Below are 15,209 nucleotides of genomic sequence, written 5' to 3'. Positions count from 1 at the left end.
TGGAAGAGGGCGGGAATAGGGCCGGATGAGTCCGCCTGTTCAGGGCTGTGTGGCCTTGAGGCGGACGAAGAGCTTGCCGTTCACGGCATTGCTCCTCGGGATCGTGACCGTGATGAGATCGTAGCTGGGATTGGACTCGTTCACCTGCACCTCAAGGTTCTCATGGTCCGGCACGACGATGTCGGTCCAGCTCGTCAGGTTGGTGCCCCACTGGACTTTCAGCGGCGTGTCCTGCTTCGACTGCTTGTTGCGGGTGAAGTAGAAGGTCAGGTTGTCGCCATCGAGGCTCTGGCCGGGGAGCTCGAGCAGCGATGGGTAGAGCGGCTGGCTGGTGAGGACGTATTCAAGCAGGTTCGGGATACCGTCGTGGTCCGGGTCGTCGGACGGTCCGTTGTTGCCGGCCGTCAGGCCGTTGGCCAAGGCCCACGCGCCGAAGGGGGATTGGGTGAGGAGGATCTGTTTGTTTCCAACTCCCGCGTTGTAGGTCACGGTGTAGCCTGCGGGCACCGTGGCGAAGGTGCCGGTCAGGGTGCCGGTGTATTCGGCGATCACGTAGGTGCCGCTGAAACCACCGCCCAGCACCGAGATCGACAGGGTCGCGCCGGTGAGGGTCAGGTTGCCATTGACCATCAGCTTGTCGCCGCTGCCGCCGTTCACCTCGGTGGCGAGCGTGCCGGTGAGGGTGGTGGCTCCCGTCGTTAAGGTGCCGGTGGTCCCGTTGCCCGGGGCGAGGGTGCCCGCGGCGGCAACGGCTCCCGATGCGGTGCCGGTGCCGGTGAGTGCGCCCCCGTTGTTCACCGTGACGGCACCGGTGATGGTGCCGGTGAGGCTCAGGGTGGCTCCGTTGTTCACCGCGACCGCGCCGGTGCCTGTGCCCGAGCCGGTGGTGTTGTCGACCAGTAGCTTGCCGCCGGCCACCGTGGTGCCCGCGGTGTAGGTGTTCGCGGCGCTCAATTGCAGGGTGCCGGCGCCGGACTTGGTCAGGGCATAGCCGGATATCACGCCGGACGAGCTCGCATCGATGCCGCTGGGCGTGGTGCCCGCGGCCACCGCGAGGTTCAGGTTGTTGGTGTCACGGATGTCGATGCGGGAGCTGATGACCGACGTCGTGGCGCTGGCGATGGTCGTGATGCCGTAGCCGTTCGTGAAGTTGAACGGGCCGGTGCCGGTGGAGGTGAGGCTGGCACCCGTCATGATGACGTTGGTGGTGAAGCCCTCGTTGGCGTTGGTGTTGTTGTTGAACGTGCCGCCATTGTTGATCGTGAGCGGGTTCACCTGGGTGCCCACGGTGTAACCGAGGGCGTCTCCCGCCGTGGTGGTCACGGTGGCTCCGCTGTTGATCGTCAGCGCGCCGCGGATGGTGCCCGCGCCGCCGCCGGTGCCGAGGAATAGCGTGCCGCCGTTCACCACGGTGCCGCCGGTGTAGGTGTTCGCGGCACCGGTCAGGGTCAGGTTCGCGCTGCCGGATTTGACCAGGCTGGTGTTGCCGGAGATGTAGCCGGTGCCGGACTCGGTGAGCGTGTAGTTGTTCACGCTGTTGTCCACCACGACGCTGTTCGGAGCCATCACGCCGGTGAGGGTGATCGCGGTGGCCACGCCGGTGTCGTTGAAGGTCACGTTGTCCCCCTGGAAATACACGTCGGTCTCACCCGATCCGGTGGTGTTCCAGCGGTTGCTGCCGCCGATGGTCCATTGGCCGCCGGAGGTGCCGTTCCAGGTGATCGACTTGGCTCCGATATCGAGGGTGATCTTGGTGGCTCCCACGTTGAAGACCGCCTGCCGGTAGTTGGCGGCGTTCGCCAGCACGAGGTTGGTGGTGGAGCCGCTGATCGAGTTGTAGTTCAGCAGCGTGATCACGCCGCTGGGATTGGCGATGCCACCGGTGGCCAGGTTCACGGTGGTGGTGCCCAGCAGCGAGACGCTGCCATTCACGGTCAGCCCGTTGTTCGCGATGTTGGCGTTGAGGTTGGTCGCGCCGGTGACAAAGGTCAGCGAGGCATTGCTGGACGTGCCGATGGTGCCGGTGCCGCCGATGCTGGAGCCGACGCCCACGCTCACCGCGGTCGCGCCGAGGCTGCCGGTGAGGTTCACGCTGGCAAGTGTGAGTGTGGTCGTGCCGGTGTAGGTGCTCGCGCTGCTGATGTTGAAGGTTGACAGGGACGAGGTGCCGCCCAGCTCCAGGTTGCGCGCCCCGCCGCTTTCCACGATCGGGCCCGCGATGTTGCCGGTGTTGCCGTGGGCGCCGATGCGGGTGTTGCCCGTCAGCGTGATGGTGCCGGTGGTGGTGGAGCCCTTGTCGTAACGCAGCGCTCCGGCCACGCCGAGCGTTTCACCCCAGCCGTTGCCGGAGAGGAAGAAGGCGTTCGGATAGGTGCCGCCGCCCGCGAGCAGGAAGGCGCCGTTCAGCCCGTTGGTGGCGGTGCCGGTGCCGAGGTTGTTGGCCGAGGAGTAGACGCGCGCGCCAGTGACCGTGATCGGGCCGGAGAACCCGCTGTTGTCACCGCTGAGGTTGTAATCCGAGGCGATCCCAGCCGCGCCGGTGTTCCCGCCGACGAAGACGAGATTGCCGGCCCCGCTGAACGAGTTCGGAACCGTGATCTGAATGTTTGCCCGGTAGGCGGCGATGGTGGCTCCCGCGGCGATGGAAACGGGTCCGCTTCCGAGGTTCCCTGTCGTTCCATAGGGGGAAACGGTGGTGCCGAGGTTGAGCGTTCCGGCGCTCACTGTTCCCGCTCCGCTCAGCGCGTTGTTCGCGGTAAGCGTCACTGCTCCCGCGGTGGTTTTTGTCCAGGCCGCGGCGCTGGTGATGGTTGCCGAAGTGCTGCCGGATTGCAGGTCGAGCCCGGTCGCGTTGATCGTGGCGTTGTTGAGCGCTCCGCCGTTGAGGGTGATCTTGCCAGCGTTGAAGCTCTTGCTGGAGAGATCGAGCGTGCCGCCGGAAACAGTGATGTCACCGTTCATGGTGTAGCCCATGTTGGTGCCGAAGGTGGCCGTGCCGCTGCCGGATTTCACCAGCGAACCGCTGCCCACCAGCGCGCCGCTGTTGAGGGTGGCGGAGTTGAACGTGTAGGTGGACGCGGAGTTAATCGTCATCAGCGCGGGGGCCAGCGCTCCGCTCAGGGTGATCGCCTTCGTGCCCGCGATGGTGTCGTCGAAGGTGACGGAATCGAAGGACTTGAAGACGTCGTTGCTGCCACCGTTGTTGAAGTTCAGCAGGTTGTTGAGGTCCCAGGTGCCCGCCACGTTTCCTGCGGCGGAGGCATTGTTCCAGACCAGGTTCGCGCCCAGTCCGGTGAGGGTGAGCTGGAGCTTGTTGCCATTGACCGCCACGGAGCCGGTGACGCGCGAGGAGCCGAACGCCCCGGAAGAAGCCAGGGTGGGCGTGCCGGTGCCGGTGATGCTGGCGGCGGTGATCAGGTCGTAGGTGCCCAGACCGACATTGCCGAGCGCCGGGGAGACGCTGATGGCCGCTCCGTTGGTGAGGGTCAGCGCGCCCGTCAGGTTGGTGGTGATCCCGGTGCCGACCGGCATGCTCAAGGTGGAGCCGTTGTTCGCGGTGATGGCCTTGAGGGTGGCTCCGGCCGGGATCACGCGGAAGGTGCCGGTGTTGTTCACCACCACGGTGGAATTGCCCAGCGTTCCGGTCCGGCCGAGCTGGAGCACCCCGCCGTTGACCACCGTGTTGCCGGTGTAGACGCAGGGGCCGGTGAGGTTCATCAGGCCGGCACCGGCCTTGCTGATGCCGTAGCCGGTGGTTCCGTCCTGGGTGATCGCGGCGCTGACGAGGAGGTCGGTGGTGGCCAGGCCGTCCGCGACATCGAACGGAGCCAGGTTGCTGGCGTTGTTCTCACGGATATGCAGGCGCCCGGCGACGGTCGAGGTGGTGGCGGATGCCAGGCTGTTGATCGCGCAGATCGAGCCGGTGGTTTCCTTGCCGAGGGTGAACAGAGGACCGGCCGTGGTGCTGGCGGTGCCGCCGTTCGACTGCATGGTGCCGCCGGTCAGGTTGTAGGTGATGGCCCAGCCGTTGTCGCCGTTGGCGGTGTTGTTGAGCGTGCCGCCATTGATGTTGAGGGTTTCCACGCGGGAACCGGCGGTGTAACCGGTCGCGTTCACGGCGGTGAGGGCCAGGGTGGCTCCGCTGTTGACGGTGATGGCGCTGCGGAGAGTGCCGACCCCGCCGCCGGAACCGAGGGTCAGGGTCCCGGCGTTCACGGTCGTGCCGCCGGAGAAGGTGCTGAGCCCGGTGAGGGTGGTGTTGCCCGTGCCGACCTTGATCAGGGACCCGGCTCCGGACAGAATGGCGGAGGAGGAGGTGGCGGCGTTGTTGTTGCCCACGCTGAGGGCCACCGCGTTCGGGGTGGTGGCGTTGTCCGCCAGCGTCAGGTTGGTGGTGGTGCTGAGGCCGCCCAGGGTGAAGGCGTGGCTGGCCACCGATTGGTCGAAGATGACCGTCCCTGTCGCCAGCGTGCTGCTTTGGAGCGCGAGGGTGTTGCCCAGGCGCAGGGTGCCAGCGCTGACGCTGGTGTTGCCGGTGAAAGTATTGGCTCCGGTTAGATAAAGCAGGCCGGTGCCGGTCTTGGTGATGGCCCCGCCGCCGCCGGAAATGACGCCCGCGATCTGGAGGTCCACGCCGCTGGCGGTGGTGCCGGTGGCCACCGCGATGCCCATGTTGTTGTTGTCGCGCAGCGAGATGGGCGCGTTGAAGGCCGTGGTGGTGGCGCTGGCGTTGTTGGTGATGCCGAAGGCGGTGGTGAAATTGAAGGCACCGCCGCCGCTGGAGTTCACCGTGGCGCCGGTGAGATTGAAGTTGGTCCGGTAGCCCTGATTGCCGTTGGTGGTGTTGTTCACGATGCCACCGGCCACGTTCAGCGGTTCGACCTGCGAGCCTGCGGTGTATCCCAGGCAGTCCGCGGCGCTGGCATTGAGGGTGCCGCCGCTATTGACCGTCACGGCTCCCTTGATCGTGCCGGTCGCGCCGCCGGTGGTGAGGGCCAAGGTGCCGGCGTTCACGATGGTGCCGCCGGTGTAGCCGTGGGTGCCCGAGAGGGTGAGGACGCCGGCCCCGGCCTTGGTCATGCCCACGCTGCCGCCGAGGACCGAACTGATCGTCGCGGCGGTCGTGTTGGTGATCGTCGGGGTGCCGGTCAGTGTGATGTTGCCACCGGAGATGGTGTAGGCGGAGGCATTGGTGGTGCCGATGCTGATCGAGGGCGTGGACACCGTGCCGGTGACCGTCACCGCGCCGCCGACTCCGGCGAACGAGGCGTCGGAACCGTCGCTCCAGGCGGTATCGGCTCCTCCGGTCGCGGCGGAGTCCCAATTCGTTCCGGTGTTCCAAGCGCCGGCGCCTCCGTCCGCGTCAGCGGTGGTGGAGGTTCCGTCCCAATACAAGGTCGCGGCTTGTGAGACGGTGACCGAGAGGGTCAGGGTGGCAGCCGCGAAAAGCGACCGCCCGAACAAGGCATTTTTGAGTTTCATGGGTGGATGCAATAGAACTGCCCACCCATCCGAATGATGAAATCTGATCATGAACCGGGGAGGAGGGCATTACTAATGTAGATACATGGTCGTGCCGGAGTTCCAGCGGAAAATGAGAAGGGGGAGGGCGTTTTTCGGGGCGGGAGGCTCCCGGATGTGAGGGGGGAGACCGGAAATCCAAGCGGTTGCAAAGCGGGGAATGGTTGATGAGTGCAACCATGGCCTTCGTTCCCGGCCTCCCAAGGGACGATCTTTACATGCGGATTCCGCGGTGTAGGCTGAGGCCGCTGTTTCTCCCCCCATCCCCCTGAATGTTTTCCCAACCCCAGCAACCCGATCCGGATCGGGAGTTGGTCGCCCGTGCCCGTGAGGGTGATACCCGCGCCTTTGACGCGCTGATTCTCAAGTACGGCGACAAGCTCTACGGCCTGGTCTACAACATGACCTCCCACAAGGAGGACACCCATGATCTCCTGCAGGAGATCTTCGCGCGCGCGTATCAATCGCTGGGCAAATTCCGCGGCCAATCCAGCTTCTACACTTGGATCTACCAGATCGCGGTGAACCTCACGCTGAACTTCCTGAAGAAGCGGAAACGCCGCACTGGCATCAGTTTGCAGGACATGGATTCCTCCGTGCAGAACGATCCGGCGCTGGTGGACACCGCCCATGCGGCCAATCCCGAGCAGCAGAGCCACATCAACCAGCTTCAGCAAAAATTGAACGAAGCGATGCGGAAGCTGTCTGATCCCCACAGAACGGTGGTGACCCTGTTCGACATCCAAGGGATGCCCCACGGGGAGATTGCGAAGGTGTTGAAGGTCTCGGAAGGCACCGTTCGGTCGCGACTCCACTACGCGCACCTGCAGCTCCAATCGTTCCTCCAGGAATGGTGGGAACAGAGGTTTTAAAAAATCCTCTTGTCAGGCGGGTGGAAATTTTATAAATCTTAAACATCACCCGTCGTGAAACCCTCGGTCGAACAAATCGGAAGCCTGCTGGCCCTCAAGCGCGATGAGCGCCCGGAAGAGGGATACTGGCAGGATTTCCTGTGCGAGTTCCACCAGCGCCAGCGCGTGGCCGCCGTGAACCGGTGGACGCCTTCCGGCATCTGGCACCGCACCACCGCGTGGTTCAGTGATCTTGGCCAGGCCAAGTGGCTCTATGGAGCTGGCTTGGGCTACGCCGCGGTGATGGCCGCGTTCCTCTTGATTCCGCGTCCTTCCGATGTTGATTCGGCTCCCGTGGTGCCGGTGAAACATCAGGTCGTTCCGGCTCCCGCTCCCCCCGTCGAGCAGCTCGACGAGTTGGACCTCGGGCCGTCGACCCAGGGGAGTGTCGGGGAACAGGTGTTCTGAGCGGAGGCCGCATGGTCCGGATCGCCCGTCCACGTCTTGCCAAGCGCGCCTTGGGGATTTTGTGCGCGTTTGCCGTGCTCGGTTCCGTCCGCGCGCAGGTGGCGAATTGGGAGATTGGGTTTTCTTCCGTGAAGGGTGGTCAGCCGACCAAATCCGTGGCCGTGCCGCTGGAGGAGGGGGGCATGCTGGTGGCCGTGGTGCTGCCGGGAGCCGAGGCCGGTCGGCCGGTTTCCAATCGCGCCGGGCAAGCGGTGTCCACCGAGGTGATCGGCATGGATCCGGTGTCCCGCCTTTGTTTTCTGAAAACCGCCGGGGTCAATGACCGGCTGGCGTGGGGAAAAGCCGCGCCTTACACGCCGGGCACGCCCATGCATGCTCCTGGGCCGGTTCGCGCCCGTGCCAGCGGCTGGGTGAAGCAGATCGGCACCAAGGTGCTGCCCTTCGCGCTCCTGCGAATCAGTTTCGAGGGCGCGGTGCCTGCCACCGGCAGCCCGATCTGCACCGAGGACGGCCGCGTGGTGGCGCTGGTGTTTCAAGGAGCGGACACCGCGGACAGCGCCTACGCCATTCCGGTGGAGGCGGTGCAGCGGGTGAAGGCGGACGTGCTGCGGGATGGCAAGCTGGTCAAAGGCTGGCTGGGTCTCTCCTTGCGGGCGGAATCCCCGTCCCCGCAGGTGATGCGGGTGAGTCCGGATTCCCCGGCCTTGAAGGCGGGCATCAAGCCGAACGACGTCCTGCTCCAGGTGGGGACTCGTCCGGTGAGCAATTACGCCGACGCCGCCAATGCCTTTTTCTACCTCGTCCCCGAGGAGCCGGTGGTATTGCGGTTGCTCCGCGGCGCGACGGAGATGTCCCTGACCATCACCCCGGTGGTGACTCCCGTGGGGAAGTAAGCGGAGCTTGCCTCGCCGTGGCGGCTGCCTTTCGCTGCCGCACGTGAAATTGATCCTCGCCTCCGCCTCCCCGCGCCGAAGTGAACTGCTGGCCGCGGCCGGGCTGCCGTTCGAAGTGGTGGTGTCGCCCGCGGAAGAGATCCACGACGAATCGATGCCGCTCGACCGGCTGTGCGAGGAGAACGCCGCCTTGAAAGCCTCCGCGGTGGCGGTGTCCCATCCGGACGCCACCGTGATCGGAGCGGACACGCTGGTGTACATCGATGGCGTGCCGCTCGGGAAACCGCGCTCGCCGGAGGAAGCCCGCGCGATGCTGCGCCGCCTGTCCGGCCGGGCCCACACGGTCTGCACCGGCGTCTGCCTGATTCGGCCCGGTGGCATCCGTGAAACCTTCCACGCGCTCACCGAGGTCCAGTTCCGGGAGCTCGATGAGGCCGCGATCGAGGCCTACCTCGCGCTGGTCCACACCCTCGACAAGGCCGGTGGCTACGCCATCCAGGAGCATGGCGACCGCATCGTGAAGGAGATCCGCGGCAGCTACAGCAATGTCGTGGGCCTTCCGGTGGACGAGGTCGTGGCGCGCCTGTTGGAGCAGCCCCTTTGAAGGGCCGGCCTGCGACAAGGGGAGCCCGCGCAACCCCTTCAGTTTCGTTGGCTAACAGAGCGGGAGCATTGACAGTTTTTCTCGTGACTGATAGAAGGCGAAACCATGAAAAAGGGGCTTTCTAGCATGCTGGCGCTGGCCTTGTTCGGCAGCGGAGTGGTTTTCGGTGGGACTCATGATGCCAAGGACTCGGTGGCGGCTCCTTCGCCACCGGAACAGTGTTCGTGGACCGGCTTCTACTTGGGCCTGCACGGGGGCTATGGGTGGGGTGGCACCGATTTCACCGAGTTGCTGGAGAGCGATCCTCCCTACCAATTTGATCGCGATGGGTTCTTCGGCGGCATCCAGGCAGGGTACAACTATCAAGTCTGCCCCCGCTGGGTCCTGGGTCTGGAAGGAACCTTTTCCTGGGGGGACTTCGATGCCCATGCCGCGATCAATGGCGGGGGCGAAATCAGCACCGGGGAAATGAATTCGGATTGGATCGCGACGGTCGCCGGCCGGATCGGGTTCACCTGTCTGGACAACCGTCTCCTGATTTACGCCAAGGGCGGCGTGGCGTTTGCCGATTTCGACTACCACACGCAGGAGGTCGGTGGGCAGGAGCAGTTCAATGCCAGTGAAAGCCGCATCGCGCCCCTGGTGGGAGTGGGTGTCGAGTATGCCCTGGATTGCCACTGGTCGCTCAAGCTCGAGTATAACCACATCTTTTTCGGTTCCGAGGATGTCACCGGGGTCGAGACCGAGGGTCCCGGTCGTAGCGATTTCCGCACCTTCCGGGCCGATTGCGATGGCTACGACACCGTTCAGTTCGGCATCAACTACAAGTTCTGAGGCTGCCTGCCGGATTGGGGCCGTCCATCCGGCATCCGGGCTGCGGGGGATTCCGATCGGTTTCCCCGCAAATCGGGTTTGCCGGAATGGGTGGTTTGGACGATGAATCGCGCATGGCATTTCCGCCGCGCTATCCGCTGTTGTTCAACCCGAAGGCCAGAAGCCAGAAGGGGCAGCGGACGTTCCGTTTCCTCATGGAAAACGCGAGCCGGTTCTACCTCTGCGCCACCAATTCGTCCGAGGAGGCCCGCGACCTCGCCGCCCGTTTCGCGGCGGAAGGCGAGCCGGTGGTGATCGCCGCGGGCGGGGATGGCACGCTCAATGCGGTGGTGTCCGGGCTGGCGGGTTCACAGACCGCGCTCGGCGTGCTGCCGGCCGGGACGATGAACGTGTTCGCCCGTGAGCTGGGCATCCCGTTCGACAATCTTTCCAAGGCCTTCGAGGTCATCGACCGCGGCCATGTCCGGGAGATCGACCTGTTCGAGGCGAACCGTGCGCCCTTCATGCAGATGGCCGGGGTCGGCTTCGACGCCATGGTCATCGAGGAAACCACCTGGGAGACCAAGAAGATGCTCGGGCCGCTGGCTTACCTGCTCTCCGCGGTCAAGGTGCTCGGCGAGAAGCCGCCGCGGATGGAGGTGATCTGCCGGGACGGCCGCCGGGTCGAGGGCGTGGCGGTGCTGGCCGGGAATGGCTCGCTCTATGGCGGGCAGTTCCGCCTGTTCCGGAAGGCCGACAACCAGGACTCGATGCTCGACGTGTTGGTGTTCAAAGAGGCGGGCTACAAGCTGGTGCTGGATTCCCTCAAGGGGCTGGCGCTTGGAGGCGTCGATCTCGCGGCCTCCACGGAATACTTCCAGGCGGAGGATTTCACCGTCGTCGCCGAGCGCGAGGTGCCGATCCAGGTGGATGGCGAGCTGCTCGGCCGGGCAAAGGAGGTGGCGTTTTCGGAGAGTCCCCGGCGTTTGCGGGTGCTCGCGCCCGAGGACCCGCTGCCTGGCAGCCGGTTCGTCGAGGTGATGAAGGCGATGATGTTGTGGCCGAAACGGATCGCCGATCCGGCCACCAAGGCGGGGGCATGAAAGGCCGCGCACCATCCTTCTGGAGGCGGTTCCTGAAACGTTTCCTGAAGCTCTGCGGCCTGCTGGTGCTGGCCGCATTGCTGTTCCTCGGTTACGCCAACGTGGCACCGATGATTGCCTCGCGCGGGCGATTGTTTGATGACGTCGCATCCGTGCCGCACCACCGGGTGGGGCTTGTGTTCGGCTGCGATCACCGGATCGATGGTCGCGAGAACCTCTACTTCCGTTATCGCATGGACGCCGCGGCCGAGTTGTGGAAGGCGGGAAAGGTCGATTGTCTGATCGTTTCCGGGGACAACCGGGAAAGATATTACAACGAGCCGGAGGCCATGCGCCAGGCGCTGGTGGCGCGCGGGGTGCCCGCCGACCGGATCGTGCCGGATTACGCCGGTTTGCGGACCTTGGATTCGGTGGTCCGGGCGAAGGAGGTGTTCGGGGCGACCGAGGTGCTGTTCATCACCCAGCGCTTCCAGAACGAGCGGGCGATCTATTTGGCGGAGGCGAACGGGATGTCCGCGATGGGTTTCGATGCCCGGGACGTGGCCGGCAGCGGGGGCTACAAGACCCATTTCCGCGAGATCGGGGCCCGGGTGAAGATGTGGCTCGATGTGCGGGTCCTCTCGACCCGCCCGAAACACCTGGGTGAGAAGGTCACATTGCCTGATTTTCACTGAATCGGTGGCAAAATGGTCATCCGGACCGACCGTTGTTGTCTTTTGGAAGACTAACTGCTTACGTCGCACGGGTGCGCGACGTGATCGCGTTATTGCGGTGGGGGCCCCCGGTCGGTTTAGAACTTCTTGAATTTAACAAAAGCAATGGAACTCGTAGGGGATACCTCACAAAGCGTCATTACCTGCCGGAATAGCCAAGGCACCGAGCTGACTGCTAATCTGTTGAGAATCAAGCGGTATTCCGTTGTTTTCGAGGTCTACAATCCCTACAGTATCCTCCAGCTCTCGGAGGTGCTTTCCGACTTCCGGATCATGGCCTCCCGGCGGCTTTTGTACCACGGGAAGGCGGTCATCAGCAACCTGCTGAACACCGGCATCGTGCTGGTTTGCGAGGCCACCCTGGACGAAGGGTGGGTCGAGGTCGATTTCCTCTCGTCGGTCACCGGCGGGGCGGACATCGGAGGGCAATTCACCTCGTTCATGTCGGAATGGAAGTCCGCGAACCAGGTTCAGGACCCCTTCAAGCTGGTGGTCGCGGACATGGCGAACATGCTCAATGGTGTCCAGCACTGGCTCACCGGCGTCGATGTGGGCATCCGCACCACGGTCACCCGCCGCCGCGACGAGCTCGAGCAGGAGATCTTCTCCAACGTCCAGGCCCGCGTGGTGGACGAGGTGCTGCCCTCGATGGAGCGCTTCGAAAAGGTCGCCCGCGAGGTGGGCGAGGAAGAGGCGGCGGTCCACAAGTCCTACGTCCGCCGCGAGCTGCATCCGATCGTGTTGTGTTCGCCGTTCCTCTACCGGACTTACACCAAGCCGCTGGGTTATGCCGGTGACTACGAGATGGTGAACATGATGTTGCGGAATCCATATGAGGGTTCCTCGGCGTTCGCGAAAATCCTCAACTACGCGCTGCTCCACACCGAGCCGGTGGTGGCCCACCGCAACCGCATCGACTACCTCATTGAGACCTTGATGCGGGAAACCCGCAGCCGTGTCGGCCGCTCGAAGACCCGTGTCTTCAACCTCGCCTGCGGCCCGGCGGTGGAGATCCAGCGCTTCCTCCGCGAGCACGACGAGAGCGACCTGATCGACATCGACCTGCTCGATTTCAACGCCGAAACGCTGGAATACACCCGCGAGCGGATCCAGGAGGCGCGCATGGCGGGGGGCCGTGAAACGACGGTCCGCTACTTCCAGCGCTCGGTGCACCAGCTGCTCCGCGCGGCCTCGCAGGGCGGCGAGGAGGAGTTCACGGGCTACGACGTGGTCTATTGCGCGGGCCTGTTCGATTACCTTTCCCAGCGTGTCTGCAAGAAGCTCGTCGAGCTGTTCTGCACGATGGTCCGCCCGGGCGGCCGCGTGATCGTCACCAACGTGGCGGCCAGCAACCCGCGCAAGGCGTGGATGGAGTATCTGATGGAGTGGAACCTGATCTACCGCGATGACAGCGAGATGCAGGATCTGGTGCCGGACGGCTTGCCCGTGAAATCAACGACGATCACGGCGGACGCCACCGGGGTGAACCTCTTCCTGGATATCGAACTGGCGAATGGCTGAACCCGTCCAGAGCCAGGTGGCGGTCGACCCCGCCGTGCTGGAGCAGGAGTTCCGCGACTACGAATACAACGTCGCGGTGGCGAACGATCGTCGCGCCGCGGTGCTGGCGGGGCTGTTCATGCTCGCCGGCTCGATTCTGGACTGGGTGGTATTTCCCGAGTTCGCGTGGCAGTTCCTGGCGCTCCGAGCGGTGAGCTCGTTGCTGCTTGGGGTGGTGTTCTTCCTGCTGTCCCGGGCGGATGTTTCCCGGCCGCCGGAGTGGATTTCCCAGGCGATTCCCGGTCTGCCGACGCTGGCGATCTGCGCGATGATCGCCATGACCCGCGGCGGGGACTCGCTCTATTACGCCGGGTTGAACCTGGTGCTGCTCGGGCTTTCGATCCTGCTGCGCTGGTCGTTCAAGAAGACACTGGTGATGGTGCTGGTGTGCTTCGTCTTCTACGCGCTGGCGGTGCTCGTCTCCCGCTATTCGCCGAACGGGCGGATCCTTTTCAACAACGCCTATTTCCTGTTCGTCACCGCGGTGTTCGTGCTGGTGGGGAACCACGCCTACGAGCGCCTGCGGTTCCGGGAGTTCGCCCTGCGCAAGGAGGTCGAGAGCGCCCGCACCCTGCTCGAGTCGCAGAACCGCCAGCTCAGCGAGCTCGACGAGGCCAAAACGCGGTTCTTCGCCAACATCAGCCATGAGCTCCGCACGCCGCTGACGGTCATGCTCGGCATCACCGAGCGCCTGGCCAAACTGCCGCCGCTCCAGAATGATCCGCGTGGCGCGGAGATGACCACTCTCCTCGGCCAGAACGGCCTGCGCCTTCTCAAACTCATCGACGACCTCCTCGATCTGGTCCGCTTCGACACCGGCCACGCCGATGTCGTCCGCCAGCCCACCGAGTTGCAGCCGCACCTCGATGGCATGCTGCGGTCGCTGCGCCACCTCGCGGAGCAGGACCACGTGGCGCTCGTCTGGCAGGTCCAGAACGAGGGCGCGTGGATGATCGACCGCGACAAGTTCGACAAGATCGTCCTCAACCTGGTGGTCAACGCGATCAAGTTCACCCCCTCCGGTGGCAGCATCGAGGTGGTGACGGAAGTCGTGGAAGGCACGCTGCACCTGTCGGTGGCGGACACGGGCGTCGGCATCGCGCCGGACGTGCTGCCGCGTATTTTCGAACGCTTCTGGCAGGTCGACACCTCGTCCACCCGCAAGTTCCAAGGCGCGGGCATCGGTCTCGCGCTGGTCCGCAGCCTGGCGGAAGCCATGGGCGGCGGGGTCAAGGTGGAGAGCCAGCTCGGACGGGGCACGACGTTCAACATCGAGTTCCCGGTCGAGGAGGCTCCGGCTGCCGTGGCCACGGTGGAGGCCGGGGAGGTCGCCCACGATCCGGGCGATTCGGTGATCGCCGATTTCCACCGCAAGGCCGCGCTTTCGATTCCTTCGCGCTCGTCCACCACGACGCAGGGACCGGTCAATGGTTTCGGGACGAAGCAGCCGATGTCGATCGGTCGCCGGACCGGCATCCGCCCGCTGGTGCTGATCGCGGACGACGAGCCGGACATCCGCCGCTTCCTGCGCATGCAGATGGATGACGTGGACGTGATCGAGGCGGGCGATGGCGCCCAGGCCCTCCAGCTCGCGCGCCAGCATCAGCCCCAGCTCGCGCTGCTCGACCACATGATGCCGGAGATGGACGGGGTGGAGGTTTGCAAGGGCATCCGCGACCACCACGCCACGCGCGGCGTTTCGGTCATCATCCTCACCGCCCGCGCCGACGAGCAGACCAAGCTGGCGGCGCTGGAGGCCGGTGCCAGCGACTTCCTCACCAAACCGTTTTCCACCGCCGAACTGGCGCTGCGCCTTGAGAACCAGCTCGCCATGGCCCGCGTCCGCCGCGAGATGTCGGACCTCAACCACGAGCTCCAGGCCGCCCTCGACCAGATCAAGGAGAACGAGGTGCTGCTGGTCCGGAACGAGAAGCTCTCCGCCCTCGGCCGCATGAGCGCGGGTCTGATCCACGAGATCAACAATCCGCTCAACTACTCCCGCGCCGGTCTGCACGCCTTGGAAACCTTCTCCAAAGTGCTGCCGGAGAACGACCGCGAGGACTACGCGGACATCGTCGGCGACATCCGCGAGGGCGTGGAACGTGTGTCCCAGATCATCGCGGACCTGCGCCAGTTCACCCGCGAGGACCCCGGTGTCGAGGGCGATGCCGATCTGGTGGACGTCGTCGAGCGGTCCCGCCGCATGGTCAGCCACCAGACCGGCAGCGACGTGGCCTTCAAGGTCGATGCCCCGGGAATGGCTCCGATCCGCGGCAACACCAATCAACTGGTCCAAGTCTTCATCAATCTCTTCCAGAACGCCATCGATGCGATCCGGATGCGGAACGAGGCCGAGCCGGACGCCAAGGTGGCGGGCAAACTTGATATCTCGGTCGAGGCAGCCGGAAACTCGTGGATGGTCACGGTTCTCGACAACGGTATTGGCATTCCGCCCGAAAACGTACAGAAGATCTTCGACCCTTTCTTCACCTCCAAGGATGTGGGGAAAGGGATGGGCCTCGGCCTGAGCATCACCCATCAAATCCTCCAGCGGCACCGGGCCCAGGTGGAGGTGGAGAGCCGACCCTTCGACTTCACCCGGTTCCGCCTGCTGTTCCCCATTTCCGGAGAAAACCCGGCCCCAGCCCTTTCCTCTTCCCACTCTCAATCCAGCCCAGACTGAC

At 64.7% G+C, this 15,209-nt stretch carries 10 protein-coding genes; 9 read left to right on the top strand and 1 reads right to left on the bottom strand.

Annotated elements, in window-relative coordinates; all coding sequences use genetic code 11:
- Positions 1 to 39: 39 nt before the first annotated feature.
- Positions 40 to 5,481 carry an autotransporter-associated beta strand repeat-containing protein gene (locus llg_RS00970; RefSeq protein ID WP_338287637.1) on the bottom strand — a complete coding sequence of 1,814 codons (5,442 nt, stop codon included), beginning with the start codon at positions 5,479 to 5,481 and terminating at the stop codon, positions 40 to 42.
- A 311-nt stretch (positions 5,482 to 5,792) separates the two neighbouring features.
- Here llg_RS00970 and llg_RS00965 point away from each other — a divergent pair, with 311 nt between their 5' ends.
- The 9 genes from llg_RS00965 (at position 5,793) to llg_RS00925 (ending at position 15,208) form a co-directional block, all read left to right on the top strand.
- Entirely contained in the window at positions 5,793 to 6,392 is a 600-nt protein-coding gene (locus llg_RS00965) for a sigma-70 family RNA polymerase sigma factor (RefSeq protein ID WP_338287635.1), read from the top strand.
- A 54-nt stretch (positions 6,393 to 6,446) separates the two neighbouring features.
- On the top strand, positions 6,447 to 6,839 hold the full coding sequence (locus tag llg_RS00960) for a hypothetical protein (protein WP_338287634.1): 393 nt from the start codon (positions 6,447 to 6,449) through the stop codon (positions 6,837 to 6,839).
- A gap of 11 nt (positions 6,840 to 6,850) precedes the next feature.
- Positions 6,851 to 7,732 carry a S1C family serine protease gene (locus llg_RS00955; RefSeq protein ID WP_338287633.1) on the top strand — a complete coding sequence of 294 codons (882 nt, stop codon included), beginning with the start codon at positions 6,851 to 6,853 and terminating at the stop codon, positions 7,730 to 7,732.
- 43 nt (positions 7,733 to 7,775) lie between these two features.
- Complete coding sequence (locus llg_RS00950) at positions 7,776 to 8,336, top strand: Maf family protein (protein ID WP_338287631.1); 561 nt, start codon at positions 7,776 to 7,778, stop codon at positions 8,334 to 8,336.
- A 105-nt stretch (positions 8,337 to 8,441) separates the two neighbouring features.
- Positions 8,442 to 9,170: an outer membrane beta-barrel protein gene (locus llg_RS00945; protein WP_338287630.1), complete on the top strand. Its 729-nt coding sequence runs from the start codon at positions 8,442 to 8,444 to the stop codon at positions 9,168 to 9,170.
- A 113-nt stretch (positions 9,171 to 9,283) separates the two neighbouring features.
- Positions 9,284 to 10,252 carry a diacylglycerol kinase family protein gene (locus llg_RS00940; RefSeq protein ID WP_338287629.1) on the top strand — a complete coding sequence of 323 codons (969 nt, stop codon included), beginning with the start codon at positions 9,284 to 9,286 and terminating at the stop codon, positions 10,250 to 10,252.
- Positions 10,249 to 10,926, top strand: a complete 678-nt coding sequence (locus llg_RS00935; RefSeq protein ID WP_338287627.1) for an ElyC/SanA/YdcF family protein — start codon at positions 10,249 to 10,251, stop codon at positions 10,924 to 10,926. The genes llg_RS00940 and llg_RS00935 overlap by 4 nt, the downstream gene beginning before the upstream one ends.
- 144 nt (positions 10,927 to 11,070) lie before the next feature.
- Positions 11,071 to 12,486, top strand: coding sequence for a class I SAM-dependent methyltransferase (locus tag llg_RS00930; RefSeq protein WP_338287626.1), 1,416 nt, complete (start codon positions 11,071 to 11,073; stop codon positions 12,484 to 12,486).
- A complete protein-coding gene (locus llg_RS00925; protein WP_338287625.1) occupies positions 12,479 to 15,208 on the top strand; it encodes an ATP-binding protein in 2,730 nt (909 codons plus the stop codon). The genes llg_RS00930 and llg_RS00925 overlap by 8 nt, the downstream gene beginning before the upstream one ends.
- Position 15,209 lies beyond the last annotated feature (1 nt).

The sequence above is a fragment of the Luteolibacter sp. LG18 genome, assembly GCF_036322585.1.
GTDB lineage: Bacteria > Verrucomicrobiota > Verrucomicrobiia > Verrucomicrobiales > Akkermansiaceae > Luteolibacter.
Note: the sequence above shows the minus strand (reverse complement) of the source record. Positions and strands in the feature narration are given on the sequence as shown.